The sequence below is a fragment of the Klebsiella sp. D-Nf1 genome (assembly GCF_002810515.1).
Classification (GTDB): domain Bacteria; phylum Pseudomonadota; class Gammaproteobacteria; order Enterobacterales; family Enterobacteriaceae; genus Klebsiella; species Klebsiella variicola.
This window is the reverse complement of the sequence record NZ_PIOK01000007.1, coordinates 201,682-220,400: the sequence shown is the minus strand read 5'-3', so window position 1 is coordinate 220,400 and position 18,719 is coordinate 201,682. Positions and strand designations below refer to the sequence as shown.

Sequence of the window (18,719 nt, the reverse complement as noted above, 5' to 3'; positions counted from 1 at the left end):
AGCAAGCTCTCTGTGCTACCGCTCGACTTGCATGTGTTAGGCCTGCCGCCAGCGTTCAATCTGAGCCATGATCAAACTCTTCAATTTAAGTTTGATGCTCGTGAATTAAACTTCGTAATGAATTACGTATGTTCACTCAGAGACTTGGTATTCATTTATTGTCCGAAGACATTAAGAATCCATGTCACTTTGAGTGCCCACACAGATTGTCTGATAAATTGTTAAAGAGCAGTTGCGACGCGCTTTAGCGCTCTGTCGCGAGGTGGCGTATATTACGCTTTCCTCTTTCAGAGTCAACCCTGAATTTCAGGATTTTTCTCTTCAACCGAACCGGTTGTTTGCGTGAAGTGATTCACATCTGCCGTGTCGATGGAGGCGCATTATAGGGAGCTCTCCGTGAATGACAAGCGGAAAAATACAATTTTATTTCAACCGCTCATCTTTTAAACGCAACGCTTATTTTTGCTGCTTTTTAATCGCCGCGGGCAGCTCTGCCAGGCTATTTAGCACCCAGTCAGCCGCTTTTTCCGCCTCTTCAGTAAGGGGCTTACCGGTACGCACCAGCACTTTAGTACCGATATCCGCTGCGGCGGCGGCCTGCATATCTTCCAGTTTGTCCCCTACCATATAGGAAGCGGCCATATCGATATGCAGAAAATCACGTGCAGAGATCAGCATCCCCGGATGTGGTTTACGGCAATCACAGGTCTGGCGGTACTCCTCCACCGTACCCTGCGGATGATGCGGGCAATAGTAGATACCATCCAGGTCGACACCACGGTCCGCCAGAGACCAGTCCATCCATTCGGTCAGCGTTTCAAACTGAGCTTCGGTAAATTTGCCGCGAGCAATACCGGACTGGTTAGTGACCAGCACCAGCGCGTAGCCCATCTCTTTTAGTTCGCGCATCGCGTCAATGACGCCATCGATAAATTCAAAATTGTCGATTTCGTGGACGTAACCATGATCGATATTAATCGTGCCGTCACGGTCGAGAAAAATTGCGGGTACTGACTTTGCCACCGGTTTGCTCCTGAAAAAGGCTAATGCCGTTAGTATCGCATGTTTCGGCATGCAAGAAAGTGCTCATTATAAAGAGTCAGATTGATTTAGACGTCTGGATGCCTTAACATCCATTTCATTGACAGGCATCGCCTGGATACGGCAGAAGAAAATGCCACGGCAAACGGCTAAACGATAATAAATAACTGATGATTAAACTTTCCAATATCACCAAAGTGTTCCAGCAGGGGAATCGCAGCATTCAGGCGCTGAATGACGTCAGCCTGCATGTCCCTGCCGGACAAATTTATGGCGTTATCGGTGCCTCCGGCGCCGGTAAAAGTACGCTGATTCGCTGCGTCAACCTGCTGGAGCGCCCGACCGAGGGCAGCGTACAAGTTGACGGTCAGGAATTGACTGCTCTGTCGGAAAAAGAGCTAACCCGCGCGCGCCGTCAGATTGGCATGATTTTCCAGCATTTTAACCTGCTGGCTTCCCGGACCGTTTTCGGCAACGTGGCGTTGCCCCTGGAACTGGATAACACCCCGCAGGCTGAAATCAAACGTCGTGTCACCGAGCTGCTGGATCTCGTCGGCCTGGGTGATAAGCACGACAGCTACCCGGCTAATCTCTCTGGTGGCCAGAAACAGCGCGTCGCCATTGCCCGCGCACTGGCCAGCAACCCGAAGGTATTGCTGTGCGATGAAGCCACCAGCGCTCTCGACCCGGCCACCACCCGTTCCATTCTCGAACTGCTGAAAGACATTAACCGGCGTCTGGGATTGACCATTCTGCTGATCACCCATGAAATGGATGTGGTGAAGCGCATCTGCGACTGCGTGGCGGTGATTAGCAACGGCCAGCTTATTGAGCAGGACACGGTGAGCGAAGTCTTCTCCCATCCGAAGACGCCGCTGGCCCAGCAGTTCATTCAGTCGACTCTGCACCTGGATATTCCGGATGACTACCAGGCACGCCTGAAACCTACCGCCGCAGCGGACAGTGTACCGATGCTGCGCATGGAATTTACCGGCCACTCCGTCGATGCGCCGCTGCTCTCTGAAACCGCGCGTCGTTTCAATGTGAATAACAACATTATTAGTGCGCAGATGGATTACGCCGGTGGCGTGAAGTTCGGCATCATGCTGACCGAAATGCACGGTACACAGGAAGACACTCAGGCGGCCATCGCCTGGCTGCAGGAACACCATGTAAAAGTAGAGGTATTGGGATATGTCTGAGCCAATGATGTGGCTGCTGTTGCGCGGCGTATGGGAAACGCTGGCAATGACCTTTGTCTCCGGCTTCTTCGGCTTTGTCCTTGGTCTGCCGGTGGGCGTGCTGCTGTATGTCACGCGCCCTGGGCAAATTGCCGCCAATGCCAAACTGTATCGTACCTTGTCGGCGGTGGTGAATATTTTCCGTTCCATCCCGTTCATTATCCTGCTGGTCTGGATGATCCCGTTTACTCGCATAATCGTCGGTACCTCGATCGGCCTGCAAGCGGCGATCGTGCCGTTAACAGTCGGCGCCGCGCCGTTTATCGCCCGCATGGTGGAGAACGCCCTGCTGGAGATCCCGACCGGGCTCATCGAAGCTTCCCGCGCGATGGGCGCTACACCGCTGCAGATTGTCCGCAAGGTCCTGCTGCCTGAGGCGCTGCCGGGTCTGGTCAACGCCGCCACCATCACCCTCATTACTCTCGTGGGCTATTCCGCCATGGGTGGTGCGGTGGGCGCCGGTGGTCTGGGGCAGATTGGTTATCAGTACGGTTATATCGGCTACAACGCCACCGTGATGAATACCGTACTGGTATTACTGGTTATTCTGGTTTATCTAATTCAATTCTCTGGCGATCGTATCGTCCGGGCTGTGACTCATAAATAACGTTATTGGCAGACAACACTCATTCTTACAGGAAGGAAATAACATGGCCTTTAATTTCAAAACCTTTGCGGCAGTTGGCGCGTTAATCGGTTCTCTGGCGCTGGTGGGTTGTGGTCAGGATGAAAAAGATCCGAATCATATTAAAGTCGGCGTTATCGTCGGGGCGGAACAGCAGGTCGCTGAAGTTGCGCAGAAAGTGGCAAAAGAGAAGTATGGCCTCGACGTTGAGCTGGTCACCTTTAACGATTATGTGCTGCCAAACGAAGCGCTGAGCAAAGGCGATATCGACGTGAACGCCTTCCAGCATAAACCGTATCTCGACCAGCAGATTAAAGACCGTGGCTATAAGCTGGTCTCCGTTGGCAACACCTTCGTTTATCCGATCGCGGGTTACTCGAAGAAAATCAAATCGCTGGACGAACTGCAGCCGGGCTCGCAGATCGCCGTCCCTAACGATCCGACCAACCTCGGCCGTTCCCTGCTGCTGCTGCAGCAAGTGGGTCTGATTAAACTGAAAGAAGGTGTAGGCCTGCTGCCAACCTCTCTGGATGTGGTAGAGAACCCGAAAAACCTGAAGATTGTTGAACTGGAAGCGCCGCAGCTGCCGCGTTCTCTGGACGATGCACAGATTGCGCTGGCTGTCATCAACACCACTTACGCCAGCCAGATTGGCCTGACCCCGGCGAAAGACGGTATCTTTGTTGAAGGCAAAGAGTCTCCTTACGTGAACCTGATTGTGGCGCGCGAAGACAATAAAGATGCTGAGAATGTGAAAAAATTCGTTCAGGCTTACCAGAGCGATGAAGTTTACGAAGCAGCGAACAAGATCTTTAACGGCGGCGCAGTGAAAGGCTGGTAATCTTTTCTCACCGTAATATCATTCAGGACGGGCTTCACGCCCGTCTTGTCATTTATGCAAGCACCTGATTCAATAACGCCCTGTTTTTTATTCATTGAGGAAATACTATGCGTGCTTTACCGGTCTGTTTGTTAGCACTCATGTTAAGCGGTTGTTCCATGCTAAGCAGATCCCCTGTTGAACCTGTTCAAAGCACTGCAACCCCCCCGGTTAAATCTGAGCCGAGCAAACCACGCGTAACCCGTCCGGCGCCGGTACGTATTTATACCGATGCGTCAGAGTTGGTGGGAAAACCGTTCCGCGATCTGGGTGAAGTGACTGGTGAGTCATGCCAGGCCTCAAATCAGGATTCCCCACCGAACATCCCAACCGCCCGCAAGCGTCTGCAGGTGAATGCGGCACGCATGAAAGCCAATGCCGTCCTGCTTCACCGCTGCGAAGTGACCAGCGGCACGCCAGGCTGCTACCGTCAGGCGGTTTGTCTGGGCTCGGCGCTTAACGTTTCGGCACAATGAGTGCATTCCAGTTCGCGCAGATAGGCGTTATCCGCTCGCCGTATAAAGAGAAATTTGCCGTTCCTCGCCAGCCTGGGCTGGTTAAGCACGGCGGCGGAGAACTGCATCTGGTCGCGCCCTACAATCAGGCCGACGCCGTGCGTGGCCTGGAAAACTTCAGCCATCTGTGGGTCCTGTTTGTGTTTCATCAGACCATGGAAGGCGGCTGGCGTCCGACGGTGCGCCCTCCCCGACTGGGAGGCAATGCGCGGATGGGCGTCTTTGCCACCCGTTCGACGTTTCGCCCCAACCCCATCGGCATGTCGCTGGTTGAGCTGAAAGGCATTCGTTGTCAGAAGGATCAGGTGATCCTGGAACTCGGTAGCCTCGATCTCGTCGACGGAACCCCGGTAGTCGACATCAAACCGTATCTGCCCTTCGCCGAAGCCCTGCCGAGCGCCAGCGCCAGCTATGCACAGCTGGCGCCGCTGGCGGGTATGAACGTCAGTTTTACACCGGAAACAGAAGCACAGTTACTGACCCTGGAAAAACGCTACCCGCATATCAAAGCGTTTATTCGCGAAGTATTGGCACAGGATCCGCGCCCGGCCTACCGTAAAGAGGAAGAGGCAGGAAAAAATTACGCCGTCTGGCTGCTGGATTTCAACGTCCGCTGGCGGGTTATCGCTTCCGGTTTTGAAGTCTTTGCCCTCGAAGCGCGCTAATTTTATTTTCCTCTCTTTTGGCATCTTTGCCACACTGGTAAACTAAACCACTTTTTTTGTTTCAGGCTGGGCAACCAGCCTGTTCCGCTCGTTTAACTGGAACCGTTACAACATGCGTACTAGCCAATATCTGCTCTCCACTTTGAAGGAGACACCTGCCGACGCCGAGGTAATCAGCCATCAGCTGATGCTGCGCGCCGGGATGATCCGCAAGCTGGCCTCCGGGTTATACACCTGGCTGCCGACCGGCGTGCGCGTCCTGAAAAAAGTCGAAAACATCGTGCGTGAAGAAATGAACAACGCCGGTGCGATCGAGGTGTTAATGCCGGTCGTTCAGCCATCTGAACTGTGGCAGGAGAGCGGTCGCTGGGAGCAGTACGGCCCGGAACTACTGCGCATTGCCGATCGTGGCGATCGCCCGTTCGTCCTCGGTCCAACCCACGAAGAGGTCATTACCGATCTGATCCGCAACGAGCTGAACTCCTATAAGCAGTTGCCGCTGAACTTCTATCAGATCCAGACCAAATTCCGCGACGAAGTGCGCCCGCGTTTCGGCGTGATGCGCTCCCGTGAATTCCTGATGAAAGATGCTTACTCTTTCCATACCTCTCAGGAATCGCTGCAGGAAACCTACGACGCGATGTATACCGCTTACAGCAAAATCTTCAGTCGTATGGGGCTGGATTTCCGTGCGGTACAGGCTGATACCGGTTCTATCGGCGGCAGCGCCTCTCATGAATTCCAGGTGCTGGCGCAGAGCGGCGAAGACGATGTGATCTTCTCCGACAGCTCCGACTACGCGGCAAACATCGAGTTTGCCGAAGCCGTTGCGCCAAAAGAGCCGCGCGCAGCCGCCACCCAGGAGATGACCCTGGTTGATACGCCGAACGCCAAAACCATCGCCGAACTGGTTGAGCAGTTCAACCTGCCGATCGAAAAAACCGTGAAGACCCTGCTGGTGAAAGCGGTTGAAGGTAGCGCCTTCCCGCTGGTTGCCCTGCTGGTGCGCGGCGATCACGAGCTGAACGAAGTGAAAGCGGAAAAACTGCCGCAGGTCGCCAGCCCGCTGACCTTCGCCACCGAAGAGGAGATCCGCGCTCTGGTGAAAGCCGGTCCGGGCTCCCTGGGTCCGGTGAACCTGCCGATCCCGGTGGTTATCGACCGTACCGTTGCGGTGATGAGCGATTTCGCCGCTGGCGCCAACATCGATGGCAAACACTACTTCGGCATCAACTGGGATCGCGACGTTGCCACGCCGGAAGTCGCCGATATTCGTAACGTCGTCGCTGGCGATCCGAGCCCGGACGGCAAAGGTACCCTGCTTATCAAGCGCGGTATCGAAGTGGGTCACATCTTCCAGCTGGGTACTAAGTACTCTCAGGCGATGAATGCCGCAGTTCAGGGCGAAGATGGCCGTAACCAGATCCTGACCATGGGCTGCTACGGTATTGGGGTGACCCGCGTGGTGGCCGCCGCTATCGAGCAGAACTTCGACGATCGCGGGATTATCTGGCCAGACGCCATCGCGCCGTTCCAGGTGGCGATTCTGCCGATGAATATGCACAAGTCCTATCGCGTGCAGGAGCTGGCCGAGAAGCTGTACGCCGAGTTGCGTGCGCATGGCATCGATGTGCTGATGGACGACCGTAAAGAGCGTCCTGGCGTGATGTTCGCTGATATGGAGCTGATCGGTATCCCGCACACTATCGTGCTGGGCGATCGGAACCTCGATAACGATGATATCGAATACAAGTATCGTCGCAACGGTGAGAAGCAGCTAATTAAAACCGGTGATATCGTGGAATATCTGGTTAAAGCGATAAAAGGCTAAGCACCCACCTCAGGGCCCTGAACGGATGTCAGGGCCTTTTTTTTACAAGGACAGTACTCATGACTGCACCTATTCTTAGCAGCGGACTGCTTACTTCCGCCCTGCTACTGCTTACCGCCTGCACCGTAGACGTCGGCCGCAGCGCCCCTTCCGTATCCGCTACCGATGGCCGCTCCCCGCCATGGGCTGTCACTCTCCAGCGTCAAAGCTCGATTGCCGGCAGCGGGCTCCACGAAATTAGCGAAAGCGACCTCCGTTCCGGCGACCTGCTCTTCTCCTCCAGCCTGGGCGTCACTTCGCTTGGGATCCGCGCCTTCAGCGCCTCTTCCGTTAGCCACGTCGCGCTGTATCTTGGCGAGGGTCAGATCGCGGAAGCCACCGGCGCCGGCGTGCAGGTGATTTCTGTTCAGCAGGCGCTGGCGCACAGCGATAAACTCTTTGCCCTCAGGGTGCCCGACCTGACGCCGGACCAGGCAACGGCGATGAAAAGTTTTGCCTGGCAGGTCAAAGACAGCGGGTATAACTATCGCGGTATTATTCAGTTTATCCCTTATATGGTCACCAAACCGCTCTGCTCGCTCAACCCTTTCTCGCGTAACTTTCGTCAGCAGTGCGTGAGCGGCCTGGCCAAAGCGCAACTGGGCGATGCGGCAAGCGCCGACAAGAAAGCGTGGTTTTGCTCGGAGTTTGTCAGCGAGGCCTTCGTCAGAGCCGGGCATCCACTGACCCTGGCGCAGGCGGCGTGGATCAGTCCTTCTGATTTGCTGCACATGCGGGAAGGAGACGTCGCCACGTTTAAACCCGAAACGCAGTTGCAGTATGTCGGGCATCTGAAACTGGGCGTTTATCTTCAGGCCGGCAAGCTGGTGGGTCTGAACAAATCGAAGACAGATGCGGAGTGAAAAAACGATTTGCGCTTTTCCGCCAGCCAGACCCACGCTCACTCTTGATGTGACAGGGCGAATAGCAGGAGCAAGCTGGTGGTAGCAGGGGGGATCATCCCCTGCCCGCTCCCGGGCAGGGGCCTGACAATCAATGGCTGCAGTCTTTACCGGGAATAAATTTGCCGGCCTGGTCGGTCATCAGCGTCTTCATCATTTCGCCGGTGTCCGGGTTCGCCTCGAGGGTAAAGTGCCCCTCCATCACCAGCAGCACCGGTCGTGAATCATTGCCGCGGGCAGCGGCATAATCCCGCTCAAGCTGGGCATTGTTCGCCACCGCGACGCGTTTACCGGTCGCGCAATCGGTAAAGGTTGCCGCATCGGCCATATAGAAATACATGCCGCGCATCGCCATCGGGGTGGTCGGCAGGCTGGCCTTCACCGGCTCCAGGGTATAATTGAGAGGAGACTGAACGGGGCTCCCGCTGCGGTCAAGCATCTCCAGCTTGTCGCCCTTCGCGCGAAAATATGATTTCTCACCTTTGCTGTCGGTCAGCACCAGTTTATCCGCTGTGCGAGCCCAGGTGCCATAAGAGGCAAAAGATGACGGTTCACGACGAGCGCCCTGGTAGTGCTCGTTCATCACCCAGGTACCGTCTTTTTCCAGGAACAGCGAGGTTTCAATACCTTCACAATCCGCGCAAGGCAGCACCCCACGCCAGCTTTGCTGCATCGGCTTGAGCTCTTCCATCGCCGCTGGCTGTACGGTGTCAGTCTCGGCGCGATGGTTACAACCAAACAGCGCGAACAGCGAACAGGCCGCTATCACGGAGAATACGATTTTTTTCACTTTGCTTTCCTTATCATCCATTCCACCCGTTCACCATCGCCTTCACTGGCGAACTTTCCCACGCAGCGCTTTAACTGAGGACTTTTGTGCCTTGGAAGCAAGGCGTCGCTCTTTGGATGCCCGAGTCGGTCGCGTCTCCCGGCGACTTTTTTGCACTGCGGTTAATTCTTTTATGAGGGCCACCAGCCGGGCAATCGCCGCTTCGCGGTTCATCTCCTGGCTGCGGTATTCCTGAGCCTTAATGATAACCACACCGTCAGCAGAAATTAAGTGGTGGCTGGCGGCGAGCAGGCGCTCTTTGTAAAACTCCGGCAGGCTTGAAGCTTTAATATCAAAGCGCAGATGGATTGCCGTCGACGCTTTGTTCACATGCTGGCCCCCGGCTCCCTGGGCACGAATGCCTTCCAGCGTGACTTCATCATCGGCAATGGTCACGCTGCGGCTAATGGTAATCATGTTGATGCTTGCCAGGCCGTTAAATGAATTTCCAGATTATTCCGAGCGTCGGATAACCAGATACCGCCGTCCTGCAGAGTGGCCTGCAGCGTCATGGTGCGATCGGCAAAGGCGCTAAGCTGCGCCAGTTGCGCATCATCAAGATACCAGATGGTCAGCTTCGGGTACGCCGCAAGCTTGTTCTGATTCTGCTGCCACCAGATTTCAGCGGCCCGGCTATTATAGGCGAACAGCGCCACCGCCTGCGCCCGGGAGCAGGCTTTCTTGAGACGTTTCTCGTCCGGCAGCCCCAGTTCAATCCACAGATCGATGCCCAAATGGTCGTTTAGCTGCCACAGTTCCGGTTCATCATCCGAGGATAACCCCCGGGTAAACTGTAGCCGCTCATCGGCATATTTGATCCACGCCAGCAGGCGCAACATCATGCGCTCCTGGGTTTCCGAGGGGTGCTGCGCCAGCGTCAGGTTAGCATCCAGAAACTGGTTGCGATCCAGATCGGCTACATTTACCGCGGCTTTATATATCGTCGCTTTCAGCGCCATGAATAAACTCCTGAAAAGAATGGCGTACATTGTAGCGAAACTGGCGGCAAAAGGCTGTCGTCAATCGCAGCAACCTGTTTCATCCTGCTGAAATTGCTTAAATGACTATGATATAGTTCCCTTGCTAAACAGAGTTTATCTTCGTAGGCTTAAACTTGCATCCCACGGTTGAGTCAGAACGCTGACAGGAGGGCATGTGGACCACTATTGTGAGTTAATACGCAAGCGGTATGCGGAAATAGCCAGCGGAGACTTAGGGTATATCCCGGATGCGCTGGGTTGCGTGTTGAAAGTATTGAATGAGATTGCGGCGGATGAGGCCCTTTCGGAGTCAGTCAGGGAAAAGGCCGCTTATGCGGCAGCAAACTTACTGGTGAGCGATTATGTCAATGAATGATACTTATCAACCCATTAACTGCGACGATTACGACAACCTGGAACTGGCTTGCCAGCATCACCTGGTGCTGACGCTGGCGCTGAAGGATGGTGAACAGCTGCAGGCGAAGGCCAGCGATCTAATCTCGCGTAAAAATATCGAGTATCTGGTGGTCGAACTCGCCGGCAACGTCCGCGAGCTACGCCTGGATAAAATCGCCAGCTTCAGTCACCCGGAAATCGGCACCGTGGTGGTGAGCGAATCCTGAATCAAAACGGGCTTAACCGCCCGTTTTCCTCCATGCCAGCCTGACCCCTTCCCCTTCCATGACGGCACCTTCTTTGGCCACAAACAGATCGTCCGCTGCGGCAATCAGCGTTTCGCCGTAAAACAGCAGCGGCGTGGTGTCTCGTCGCCACGGAGCAACGCCCAGCTCCTGCCAGATCTTCTTCAGCTTACGTCCGCCGTGGCGCCCGACGATATGCAGGTGGCCGCTGGCGCGAAAGCGGATAGTGACCGGCTCATCCGCAGACGGCGGGCGCAACGTCCCGCCGGGCTGCAGCATCAGCTCGCCGAGACCGTCTGCCAGCCGCAGCGGCTGGCGCCAGTTGGGCCACTGCTGGACACTTTCCGTCTGGCCGGGAAGATACTTCACCCAGTACAAACGCTGTTGAAAACGACGGACGGTAAATTCCCCCAGCCGCAGACAAGGGCTGGCATCTTCCCGCGCTAGCGCCACCTCATGCCAGAGGCGCTCTGGCACCTCGCGGGCCGGCATCGGCGCCTGATGCCCGGCGAGCCAGCGACGTAGCAACGCCGCGCGACGGGGTGGGCTCATCGACGTCAGCGGCGTGATAGCCAGCGAGCCATCTTCAGCCACCAGCGACGCCAGCTCCGCCGCCAGCATCTCGTCCAGCAGTTGTTCCTGCTCGGCGCACAGGCTGGCGCTGCGGGCGACGGCCTCGCTAAAGTGCGGCCAGCGCTCGCGCAGGAGCGGGATCACCCGCAGGCGCAGAAAGTTGCGGTCATAGGTATCGTCCTGATTACTCTCATCTTCAATCCACGAGAGCTGATGGGCGAGTGCCCACTGGCGTAGCGATTCGCGGGTTTCATTGAGGAGAGGACGCAGTAGTCGGCTGCCGGCAAAGGCAGAGGATGCCGCCATCGCCGACAGACCGGTAGGACCGCTGCCGCGTTTTAACGCCAGCAGCAGCGTTTCGCACTGGTCATCCTGGTGCTGGGCGGTCACTAACACCTCGCCGGCGTTGAGCGTATCCTGAAAAGCCTGATAGCGCGCCGCACGGGCATGGGCCTCCACGCCCAGACCGCCCCGGGCTAACGTCACGTGATGCACCACCAGCGGTACCTGCCACTGCTGGCAAATCTGCCGACAATGCGCCACCCAGTCGTCTGCATGGGCGCTCAGGCCGTGGTGAACATGCACTGCCCGCAGCGTCAGCGAAGGATCCTGCTCCCGCAGCAGCACCAGCTGGTGCAGGAGAACCGTCGAATCCAGACCGCCGCTGAAGGCCACCAGCAGCTGGCGATGGGGATGAAGCGTATGCGCAATATCAGCCGTCATATCCACGAACATACCGAGAAGTGATGGCCCGGCACGTTACCGGGCCAGGGTCGCGCTGGCAAGGTTTACTGCTGATATATTTCCAGCGGCAGGTCGTCCGGATCGCTAAAGAAGGTAAAGCGTTTGCCGGTAAAGGGATCGACGCGAATCGCTTCGCACTCGACGCCATGGGCCGTCAGATGCGCCACCGCAGCGTCGATATCATCCACGCTAAAGGCCAGATGACGCAACCCACAGGCTTCGGGGCGACTGGGTCGGGCCGGCGGAAACGGGAACGAAAACAGCTCAATCACGTACTCGCCATTGAGCGCCAGATCGCCCTTCCAGGAGTCGCGCTCGGCGCGATAAAACTCACTTTGCAGCGTAAACCCCAGAATATCGCAATAGAACGCTTTACTGCGGGCGTAGTCCGTCGCAATGATGGCAATATGGTGAACCCGTTTCAAACCCAGCATGGTCAAACTCCTTCTGTTAAGCCAGCCACGTTACTCGTGCGCGCCGTTAACGCGCAAGCCTTTCGTCATTTTTTAAGACTCGTACCCGATACACGCCGTCCTCATCGCGCTTCGCACCGTGAATATCAGTCTCAAAGCCCGGGTAATGACGGCCGATGGAGCAGAGCATCAGCAGGAAATCGAGCACTGCCCGGCTTTCCTCCGTGATCATCTCTCCCGGCATCAGCAGCGGTACGCCCGGTGGATAAGGGAGGATCATGTTGGCCGAAATCCGGCCCACCAGGTTCTCCAGTTCAATGGTTTCCACCTCACCCTTGATCTGGCGCTGCCAGGCGTGATGCGGCGTCATTTTCATTTCCGGCAGGACGTCAAAGGCGCTGAGCATCAGCTGCGGCAACTGGTGCTGACGGATCAAGCGGTGGATCCCCTGCGCCAGGTCCTGGATCCGCATGTTGCGGTAGAAGTCGGGATCTTCCGCGTACAGATCCGGCAACATATTTTTCACCCGCAGATTGAGATCGTAGGCGCGTTTGAACTCTGTCAGACCGCGCAGCAGCCCCATCGCCCGGGTTTTATCAATACCGATGCTGAACAGGAACAGCAGGTTATAGGGGCCCGTTTTTTCCACCACCACGCCCCGCTCGTCGAGGAACTTCGCCACCAGCGCCGCCGGGATCCCCTCTTCATCCATATTCCCCTGCTCGTCCATGCCCGGCGTCAGAATGGTGACCTTCACCGGATCGAGATACATATGATCCGCATCGGCATCTTTGAAACCGTGCCAGTCTTCGCCAGGCGCCACCGGCCAGCACTCGGCTTTATCCACGGCTTCCGGCTGCCAGATATCAAAGAACCAGCCGTCCGACTCCTCGCGCAGTCGCTGCACCTCTTTGCGGAAGTCCAGCGCTCGCTCAATGGAGCGCTGGATCAGACGCTTACCGGAGTTACCTCGCAGCATCGCCGCTGCGGTCTCAATTGACGCGACGATGGGATAGCTCGGCGACGTAGAGGTATGCATCATAAAGGCTTCATTAAAGGTCTCTTCATCATAGTTGCCCTTAATGTGGATCAGCGAGGCCTGCGACAGCGCGGCCAGCATCTTATGCGTGGACTGCGTCTCGAAGATGACTTTCCCGGGGATCCGCTCACCGCTCATGCCGCTTTTCCCCTGATATATCGGATGGAAATGGGTATACGGCACCCAGGCGGAATCGAAATGGATCGACGGGACGTCGAGCGTCTCCTTAAGCCAGGTGGTGTTATAGAGCAGGCCATCGTAGGTGGAGTTAGTGATCACCGCATGCACGGGCCACTGCGCCCCGCCCGTGTCGCGCACTTTCTGGTGAATGCTGTCGCGGGTAAATTCGCGCCGGGGGATACCGCCGAGGATCCCCAGCGCGTTGCGGGTCGGCTTCAGCCACAGGGGAACCACATCGCTCATCATCAGCAGATGGGCCAGTGATTTGTGACAGTTACGGTCAATCAGCAGCGTGCTGCCGGCGGGCGCCGAGTACATACCGACAATTTTATTGGATGTCGAGGTGCCGTTGGTCACCATGTAGCTCTGTTCAGCGCCAAAGGCGCGGGCAATATACTCCTCCGCCTCCAGATGCGGGCCGGTATGATCCAGCAGCGACCCCAGCTCGGTTACCGAAATCGAAACATCCGCCTTTAACGTATTCCCGCCAAAGAAATCATAGAACAGGCAGCCCACCGGGCTTTTCTGATAGGCGCTACCGCCCATATGGCCCGGTGTACAAAAGGTATACTTCCCCTCCTGCACATAGTTGAACAGGGCGCGGGTAAACGGCGGGGTGATATTGTCCAGGTACTCGCGCGTGTACTGCCCGATGCGGGTGGCGATCTCTTCGGAGAGTCCCAGCGCATATTCGAAGAACCACAGCGTCATGCGCAGATCCTGACTGCTGACGTCCATCGTCGAGTGGGCGTTAATAAAGGCGTACAGGGGCAGATATTCATTGAGCTGATTAATGTCGCTGCACAGATCGACACTGTATTCATCCCAGTCGAAAATCACCCCACAGATGCGCGGGTTGTGCTCAATAAACTGCAGCAGGTCGGCGCTGTTTTGCGGCCAGATGGTCTGAAAGCCCTGGCGTTGCAGCGCCGCTTCCAGTTCTTTGATCGGTTCGTCTTTGTGATAGACGCCGTGAGGCCCCATGATGGCGATGATATTCACGCTTTCCTCCTGGTATTCACCTAAGTCAAGCATCATAGCAATCCCCTCGGCGCATCGCACATAAAAAAAGGGCCGGAAAATCCGGCCCTTAGTGTTTTGCGCTCGCGAAAAACTTAGGCGTAACCGTAGCTCATCAGGCGCTGATAGCGGCGGTTCAGCAGCTCTTCTTCGCTGAGCAGATCGAGATCGGCCAGGTCTGCCAGCAGCTGCGCTTTCAGGCTCGCTGCCATCACTTCCGGATTGCGGTGCGCGCCACCCAGCGGTTCCGGAACGATAGAGTCAATCAGCTTCAGCTCTTTCAGACGCGGCGCGACAATACCCATCGCTTCCGCGGCCAGCGGTGCTTTATCCGCGCTTTTCCACAGAATGGACGCGCAGCCTTCCGGCGAAATGACCGAATAGGTGCTGTACTGCAGCATGTTAACCTTGTCGCCCACGCCAATCGCCAGCGCGCCGCCGGAGCCGCCTTCACCGATCACGGTGCAGATAACCGGCACACTCAGACGCGACATTTCACGCAGGTTGCGAGCAATCGCTTCAGACTGGCCACGCTCTTCCGCACCAACACCCGGGTAGGCGCCAGGGGTGTCGATGAAGGTGATGATCGGCATTTTAAACCGCTCAGCCATCTCCATCAGGCGCAGCGCTTTGCGGTAGCCTTCCGGGGCCGGCATACCAAAGTTGCGACGGATCTTCTCTTTGGTTTCGCGACCTTTCTGGTGGCCGATGATCATCACCGGACGACCATCAAGACGCGCAATACCGCCGACAATCGCTTTATCGTCAGCGTAGGCGCGGTCACCGGCCAGTTCGTCAAACTCGTCGAACGCCAGGCGGACATAATCCAGGGTATAGGGACGACGTGGATGGCGCGCCAGCTGGGCTACCTGCCATGCACCAAGATCGGCGAAGATTTTGCGCGTCAGCTCTACGCTTTTCTCGCGCAGACGATGCACTTCTTCGTCGATGTTAATATCCAGTTTCTCATCCTGACGGCTTACCGCAGTCAGGGAATCGATTTTCGCTTCCAGCTCTGCAATCGGCTGTTCAAAATCTAGGAAATTCAGACTCATAGTATTCCTGTATTAGTCAAACTCCAGTTCCACCTGCTCCGAGCCGATAAGGCCACGCAGATCGTTAAGCAAACGATCGCTCGGAGAGACGCGCCATGTTGCGCCGAAACGCAACCGCGCGCGTGCATCCGCCCTCTGATAGTAGAGGTGCACTGGAATGGTTCCCGAACGGTGGGGTTCCAGAGACTGACGGAGTCGGTTTAAAAGCTGGTCATCAATTTGCCTGTCCGTCAGCGAGATAGCAAGCCCGCGAGCATATTTTTCCCGGGCTTCGTCAATGTCCATGACTTCGCGGGCGGTCATTTTAAGCCCCCCGCTAAAGTCATCAAAGCTGACCTGTCCGCTGACGATAAGTATGCGGTCTTTTTCCAGCAACTGCTGATATTTATCCAGCGCGTCGGTGAACAACATCACCTCCAGACGCCCGGAACGGTCATCCAGCGTACAGATGCCGATACGATTGCCGCGCTTGGTGACCATTACCCGCGCCGCAATCACCAGCCCCGCCGCCGTAGTCACTTTACCACGATCGGTCGGATGCATGTCTTTGAGCCGCACGCCACCGACGTAGCGCTCGATCTCTTTCAGGTACTGGTTAATCGGGTGCCCGGTCAGATACAGCCCCAGGGTTTCCCTTTCACCATCCAGCACCACCTGCTCAGGCCACGGCTGGCAGCTGGCGTAGGACTGTTCAATTTGCTCAGGCTCTTCCGCCAGCACGCCGAACATATCGGCCTGGCCAATGGCCTCCGCTTTCGCGTGCTGGTCGGCGGCTTTCAACGCATCGCCCAGCGAGTTCATCAGCGCCGCGCGATGCGGACCGAGACGATCGAACGCCCCGGACATAATCAGTTTTTCCAGCACCCGGCGGTTGAGCTTTTTAATATCGGTCCGCGCGCAGAGGTCAAACAGCTCGCGGAAATAACCGCCATTGTTGCGCGCCTCAATGATCGCTTCGATCGGCCCTTCGCCAACGCCTTTGATGGCGCCGATGCCGTAGACGATCTCACCGTCATCATTGACGTGGAAATGGTACAGGCCGGAGTTAATATCCGGGGGCAAAATTTTCAGCCCCATGCGCCAGCACTCATCCACCAGGCCAACCACCTTCTCAGTGTTGTCCATATCGGCGGTCATTACCGCCGCCATAAACTCAGCCGGATAGTGCGCCTTAAGCCATAGCGTCTGGTAAGAGACCAGCGCGTAGGCAGCGGAGTGCGATTTGTTAAACCCGTAACCGGCGAATTTCTCCACCAGGTCGAAGATTTTTATCGCCAGTTCACCATCAACACCGTTTTTCCTCGCCCCTTCTTCGAAAGTGCCACGCTGCTTGGCCATCTCCTCCGGTTTTTTCTTACCCATCGCACGGCGCAGCATATCCGCGCCGCCGAGGGTATAACCGGAAAGCACCTGGGCAATCTGCATGACCTGTTCCTGATACAGGATAATGCCGTAGGTCGGCTCCAGCACCGGTTTCAGGCTCTCATGCTGCCACTGTACGTCCGGGTAGGAAATCTCTTCGCGGCCGTGCTTACGGTCGATAAAGTTATCTACCATCCCCGACTGCAGCGGGCCCGGACGGAACAGAGCCACCAGCGCGATCATATCTTCGAAGCAGTCAGGCTGCAGACGCTTAATCAGATCTTTCATGCCGCGTGATTCAAGCTGGAAGACCGCGGTGGTTTCCGAGCGCTGCAGCATGTCGAAGCTTTTCTTGTCATCCAGCGGGATAGCGGCAATATCCAACGGCCCTTCGCCGTTCTTCGCCCGCCGCTTGTTGATCATCTCCAGCGCCCAGTTAATGATAGTGAGCGTACGCAGACCGAGGAAGTCGAATTTTACCAGCCCGGCGTATTCGACGTCGTTCTTGTCAAACTGGGTAACCGGATGCAGCCCCTGCTCATCGCAATACAGCGGCGCAAAGTCGGTGATTTTAGTGGGAGCGATAACCACCCCACCGGCGTGTTTACCGGCGTTTCGCGTCACCCCTTCCAGCTTACGCGCCATGTCGATCAGCGCTTTAACTTCTTCGTCCGCCTCGTAGATTTCCGGCAGCTGCGGTTCGGCTTCAAACGCTTTCGCCAGCGTCATGCCCGGATCGGGCGGCACCAGCTTGGAGATACGGTCGACAAAGCCGTACGGGTGACCCAGCACACGGCCCACGTCGCGGATAACCGCTTTCGCCGCCATGGTACCGAAGGTGATGATCTGCGATACCGCATCGCGGCCATACATGTCCGCCACGTGCTCAATAACCTGGTCGCGTTTCTCCATGCAGAAATCGACGTCGAAGTCGGGCATCGAGACACGCTCCGGGTTAAGGAAACGTTCGAACAGCAGATCAAATTCCAGCGGATCAAGATCGGTGATTTTCAGCGCGTAGGCCACCAGTGAACCGGCGCCGGAACCACGGCCCGGGCCAACCGGTACGCCGTTATCCTTCGACCACTGGATAAACTCCATGACGATCAGGAAGTAGCCCGGGAACCCCATCTGGTTGATGACCTGGAGTTCAATATCCAGACGCTCGTCATACGCCGGGCGCTTTTCAGCACGTACGGCAGGATCCGGGAAGAGGAATTCCAGACGCTCCTCCAGACCCTCTTTCGATTTCATGACCAGGAAATCTTCGGTGGTCATATCGCCCGTCGGGAACTGCGGCAGGAAATATTCACCAAGCCGCACGGTGACATTGCAGCGTTTGGCGATCTCAACGCTGTTTTCCAGCGCTTCCGGGATATCGGCGAACAGCTCGCACATCTCCTCCTCACTGCGCATATATTGCTGCGGCGAGTAGTTGCGCGGCCGTTTCGGGTCGTCGAGCGTGAAGCCGTCGTGGATCGCGACGCGGATTTCATGGGCGTCGAAATCGCTGGTGTCGAGGAAGCGGACATCGTTGGTCGCCACCACCGGCAGGCCACGCGCTTCCGCCAGCGCCACCGCGGCGTGGAGATAGGACTCTTCATCCTGACGACCGGTGCGGATCAGCTCAAGAAAATAACGGTCCGGGAAATGCTCTTCATAGAACGCGACGCACTGTTCCACTAACGGCATATTGCCGCGGATCAGGCTAACACCAACGTCGCCTTTACGGCCGCCGGAGAGCAGAATCAACCCTTCCTGATGTTCTACCAGCCAGTCGCGGTCAATCCACGGCCCCAGCGCGCCGTAGCCGCGCTGGTAGGCACGGGAAATGAGCAGCGTCAGATTCTGATAACCCGCATTATTCGCCGCCAGTACAGTCAGCTCGGTAAACTCGTCGCCGAGCAGGTCGCACTGCACGTGAAAGTCGGCGCCGACAATCGGCTTAATGCCCGCGCCGTGTCCCGTCCCGTAGAACTTCACCAGCCCACACAGGTTGGTGAAATCGGTGATCGCCAGCGCAGGCATGCCAAGCGAGGCCGCCTTTTTCACCAGCGGCCCGGTCTTTGCCAGCCCATCGATCATGGAATAGTCGCTGTGCACCCGCAGGTGTACGAAACGTGGTTCAGCCATCTTTAGATCCC

General features: G+C 56.6%; 18 protein-coding genes and 1 rRNA gene. 9 read left to right on the top strand and 10 right to left on the bottom strand.

Features of this window, described 5'->3' with window-relative positions:
- Both CWM54_RS23495 and gmhB read right to left on the bottom strand, forming a co-directional pair.
- Nucleotides 1-87 (bottom strand): 16S ribosomal RNA (locus CWM54_RS23495); the annotation flags it as partial.
- Between the two features lie 369 nt (nt 88-456).
- Nucleotides 457-1,023, bottom strand: coding sequence for a D-glycero-beta-D-manno-heptose 1,7-bisphosphate 7-phosphatase (gene gmhB, locus CWM54_RS23490; protein WP_061155682.1), 567 nt, complete (start codon nt 1,021-1,023; stop codon nt 457-459).
- Nucleotides 1,024-1,211: 188 nt separating this feature from the next.
- Here gmhB and metN point away from each other — a divergent pair, with 188 nt between their 5' ends.
- From metN to CWM54_RS23455, 7 genes are all read left to right on the top strand, one after another.
- On the top strand, nt 1,212-2,243 hold the full coding sequence (gene metN / locus CWM54_RS23485) for a methionine ABC transporter ATP-binding protein MetN (RefSeq protein WP_061155683.1): 1,032 nt from the start codon (nt 1,212-1,214) through the stop codon (nt 2,241-2,243).
- Nucleotides 2,236-2,889 (top strand): methionine ABC transporter permease MetI, encoded by a 654-nt coding sequence (locus CWM54_RS23480; protein WP_061155684.1) that lies wholly within the window; start codon nt 2,236-2,238, stop codon nt 2,887-2,889. The genes metN and CWM54_RS23480 overlap by 8 nt, the downstream gene beginning before the upstream one ends.
- Nucleotides 2,890-2,932: 43 nt before the next feature.
- Nucleotides 2,933-3,748: a methionine ABC transporter substrate-binding lipoprotein MetQ gene (gene metQ / locus CWM54_RS23475; protein ID WP_074386822.1), complete on the top strand. Its 816-nt coding sequence runs from the start codon at nt 2,933-2,935 to the stop codon at nt 3,746-3,748.
- A 107-nt stretch (nt 3,749-3,855) separates the two neighbouring features.
- Nucleotides 3,856-4,263, top strand: coding sequence for an Rcs stress response system protein RcsF (gene rcsF / locus CWM54_RS23470; protein WP_061155686.1), 408 nt, complete (start codon nt 3,856-3,858; stop codon nt 4,261-4,263).
- Nucleotides 4,260-4,967, top strand: a complete 708-nt coding sequence (gene tsaA, locus CWM54_RS23465; RefSeq protein ID WP_061155687.1) for a tRNA (N6-threonylcarbamoyladenosine(37)-N6)-methyltransferase TrmO — start codon at nt 4,260-4,262, stop codon at nt 4,965-4,967. Before rcsF ends, tsaA begins: the two co-directional genes overlap by 4 nt.
- 112 nt (nt 4,968-5,079) lie before the next feature.
- Complete coding sequence (proS, locus tag CWM54_RS23460; protein WP_061155688.1) at nt 5,080-6,798, top strand: proline--tRNA ligase; 1,719 nt, start codon at nt 5,080-5,082, stop codon at nt 6,796-6,798.
- Nucleotides 6,799-6,857: 59 nt separating this feature from the next.
- Nucleotides 6,858-7,700 carry a YaeF family permuted papain-like enzyme gene (locus CWM54_RS23455; RefSeq protein WP_100698650.1) on the top strand — a complete coding sequence of 281 codons (843 nt, stop codon included), beginning with the start codon at nt 6,858-6,860 and terminating at the stop codon, nt 7,698-7,700.
- A 130-nt stretch (nt 7,701-7,830) separates the two neighbouring features.
- Here CWM54_RS23455 and nlpE read toward each other — a convergent pair whose 3' ends face one another.
- Genes nlpE through CWM54_RS23440 form a run of 3 tightly spaced genes read right to left on the bottom strand, consistent with a single transcriptional unit; the run spans nt 7,831 to nt 9,527 of the window.
- Nucleotides 7,831-8,529, bottom strand: coding sequence for an envelope stress response activation lipoprotein NlpE (gene nlpE / locus CWM54_RS23450; RefSeq protein ID WP_100698654.1), 699 nt, complete (start codon nt 8,527-8,529; stop codon nt 7,831-7,833).
- Between the two features lie 42 nt (nt 8,530-8,571).
- Nucleotides 8,572-8,985 carry an alternative ribosome rescue aminoacyl-tRNA hydrolase ArfB gene (gene arfB / locus CWM54_RS23445; RefSeq protein ID WP_100698648.1) on the bottom strand — a complete coding sequence of 138 codons (414 nt, stop codon included), beginning with the start codon at nt 8,983-8,985 and terminating at the stop codon, nt 8,572-8,574.
- Entirely contained in the window at nt 8,982-9,527 is a 546-nt protein-coding gene (locus CWM54_RS23440; protein WP_100698646.1) for a YaeQ family protein, read from the bottom strand. Before CWM54_RS23440 ends, arfB begins: the two co-directional genes overlap by 4 nt.
- Nucleotides 9,528-9,723: 196 nt before the next feature.
- Here CWM54_RS23440 and CWM54_RS23435 point away from each other — a divergent pair, with 196 nt between their 5' ends.
- Both CWM54_RS23435 and rof read left to right on the top strand, forming a co-directional pair.
- A complete protein-coding gene (locus CWM54_RS23435; protein WP_002889429.1) occupies nt 9,724-9,924 on the top strand; it encodes a YaeP family protein in 201 nt (66 codons plus the stop codon).
- Nucleotides 9,911-10,171, top strand: coding sequence for a Rho-binding antiterminator (gene rof, locus CWM54_RS23430; RefSeq protein ID WP_002889424.1), 261 nt, complete (start codon nt 9,911-9,913; stop codon nt 10,169-10,171). The genes CWM54_RS23435 and rof overlap by 14 nt, the downstream gene beginning before the upstream one ends.
- Nucleotides 10,172-10,183: 12 nt before the next feature.
- Here the strand turns inward: rof and tilS are convergent, their stop codons facing one another.
- From tilS to dnaE, 5 genes are all read right to left on the bottom strand, one after another.
- Nucleotides 10,184-11,497, bottom strand: a complete 1,314-nt coding sequence (tilS, locus tag CWM54_RS23425; RefSeq protein ID WP_165785957.1) for a tRNA lysidine(34) synthetase TilS — start codon at nt 11,495-11,497, stop codon at nt 10,184-10,186.
- A gap of 53 nt (nt 11,498-11,550) precedes the next feature.
- On the bottom strand, nt 11,551-11,940 hold the full coding sequence (locus tag CWM54_RS23420) for a VOC family protein (RefSeq protein ID WP_002889387.1): 390 nt from the start codon (nt 11,938-11,940) through the stop codon (nt 11,551-11,553).
- Between the two features lie 46 nt (nt 11,941-11,986).
- On the bottom strand, nt 11,987-14,140 hold the full coding sequence (locus tag CWM54_RS23415; RefSeq protein ID WP_061156413.1) for a lysine decarboxylase LdcC: 2,154 nt from the start codon (nt 14,138-14,140) through the stop codon (nt 11,987-11,989).
- 113 nt (nt 14,141-14,253) lie between these two features.
- On the bottom strand, nt 14,254-15,213 hold the full coding sequence (gene accA / locus CWM54_RS23410; RefSeq protein ID WP_061155694.1) for an acetyl-CoA carboxylase carboxyl transferase subunit alpha: 960 nt from the start codon (nt 15,211-15,213) through the stop codon (nt 14,254-14,256).
- A 12-nt stretch (nt 15,214-15,225) separates the two neighbouring features.
- Nucleotides 15,226-18,708, bottom strand: coding sequence for a DNA polymerase III subunit alpha (dnaE, locus tag CWM54_RS23405; RefSeq protein ID WP_061155695.1), 3,483 nt, complete (start codon nt 18,706-18,708; stop codon nt 15,226-15,228).
- Nucleotides 18,709-18,719: the final 11 nt, after the last annotated feature.

Excerpts from the sequence above, each read along its gene's own strand:
- metN (WP_061155683.1), top strand. The coding sequence starts at position 1,212 with ATGATTAAACTTTCCAATATCACCAAAGTGTTCCAGCAGGGGAATCGC.
- CWM54_RS23480 (WP_061155684.1), top strand. The coding sequence starts at position 2,236 with ATGTCTGAGCCAATGATGTGGCTGCTGTTGCGCGGCGTATGGGAAACG.
- metQ (WP_074386822.1), top strand. The coding sequence starts at position 2,933 with ATGGCCTTTAATTTCAAAACCTTTGCGGCAGTTGGCGCGTTAATCGGT.
- rcsF (WP_061155686.1), top strand. The coding sequence starts at position 3,856 with ATGCGTGCTTTACCGGTCTGTTTGTTAGCACTCATGTTAAGCGGTTGT.
- tsaA (WP_061155687.1), top strand. The coding sequence starts at position 4,260 with ATGAGTGCATTCCAGTTCGCGCAGATAGGCGTTATCCGCTCGCCGTAT.
- proS (WP_061155688.1), top strand. The coding sequence starts at position 5,080 with ATGCGTACTAGCCAATATCTGCTCTCCACTTTGAAGGAGACACCTGCC.
- CWM54_RS23455 (WP_100698650.1), top strand. The coding sequence starts at position 6,858 with ATGACTGCACCTATTCTTAGCAGCGGACTGCTTACTTCCGCCCTGCTA.
- arfB (WP_100698648.1), bottom strand. The coding sequence starts at position 8,985 with ATGATTACCATTAGCCGCAGCGTGACCATTGCCGATGATGAAGTCACG.
- CWM54_RS23440 (WP_100698646.1), bottom strand. The coding sequence starts at position 9,527 with ATGGCGCTGAAAGCGACGATATATAAAGCCGCGGTAAATGTAGCCGAT.
- rof (WP_002889424.1), top strand. The coding sequence starts at position 9,911 with ATGTCAATGAATGATACTTATCAACCCATTAACTGCGACGATTACGAC.
- tilS (WP_165785957.1), bottom strand. The coding sequence starts at position 11,497 with ATGTTCGTGGATATGACGGCTGATATTGCGCATACGCTTCATCCCCAT.
- CWM54_RS23420 (WP_002889387.1), bottom strand. The coding sequence starts at position 11,940 with ATGCTGGGTTTGAAACGGGTTCACCATATTGCCATCATTGCGACGGAC.
- accA (WP_061155694.1), bottom strand. The coding sequence starts at position 15,213 with ATGAGTCTGAATTTCCTAGATTTTGAACAGCCGATTGCAGAGCTGGAA.
- dnaE (WP_061155695.1), bottom strand. The coding sequence starts at position 18,708 with ATGGCTGAACCACGTTTCGTACACCTGCGGGTGCACAGCGACTATTCC.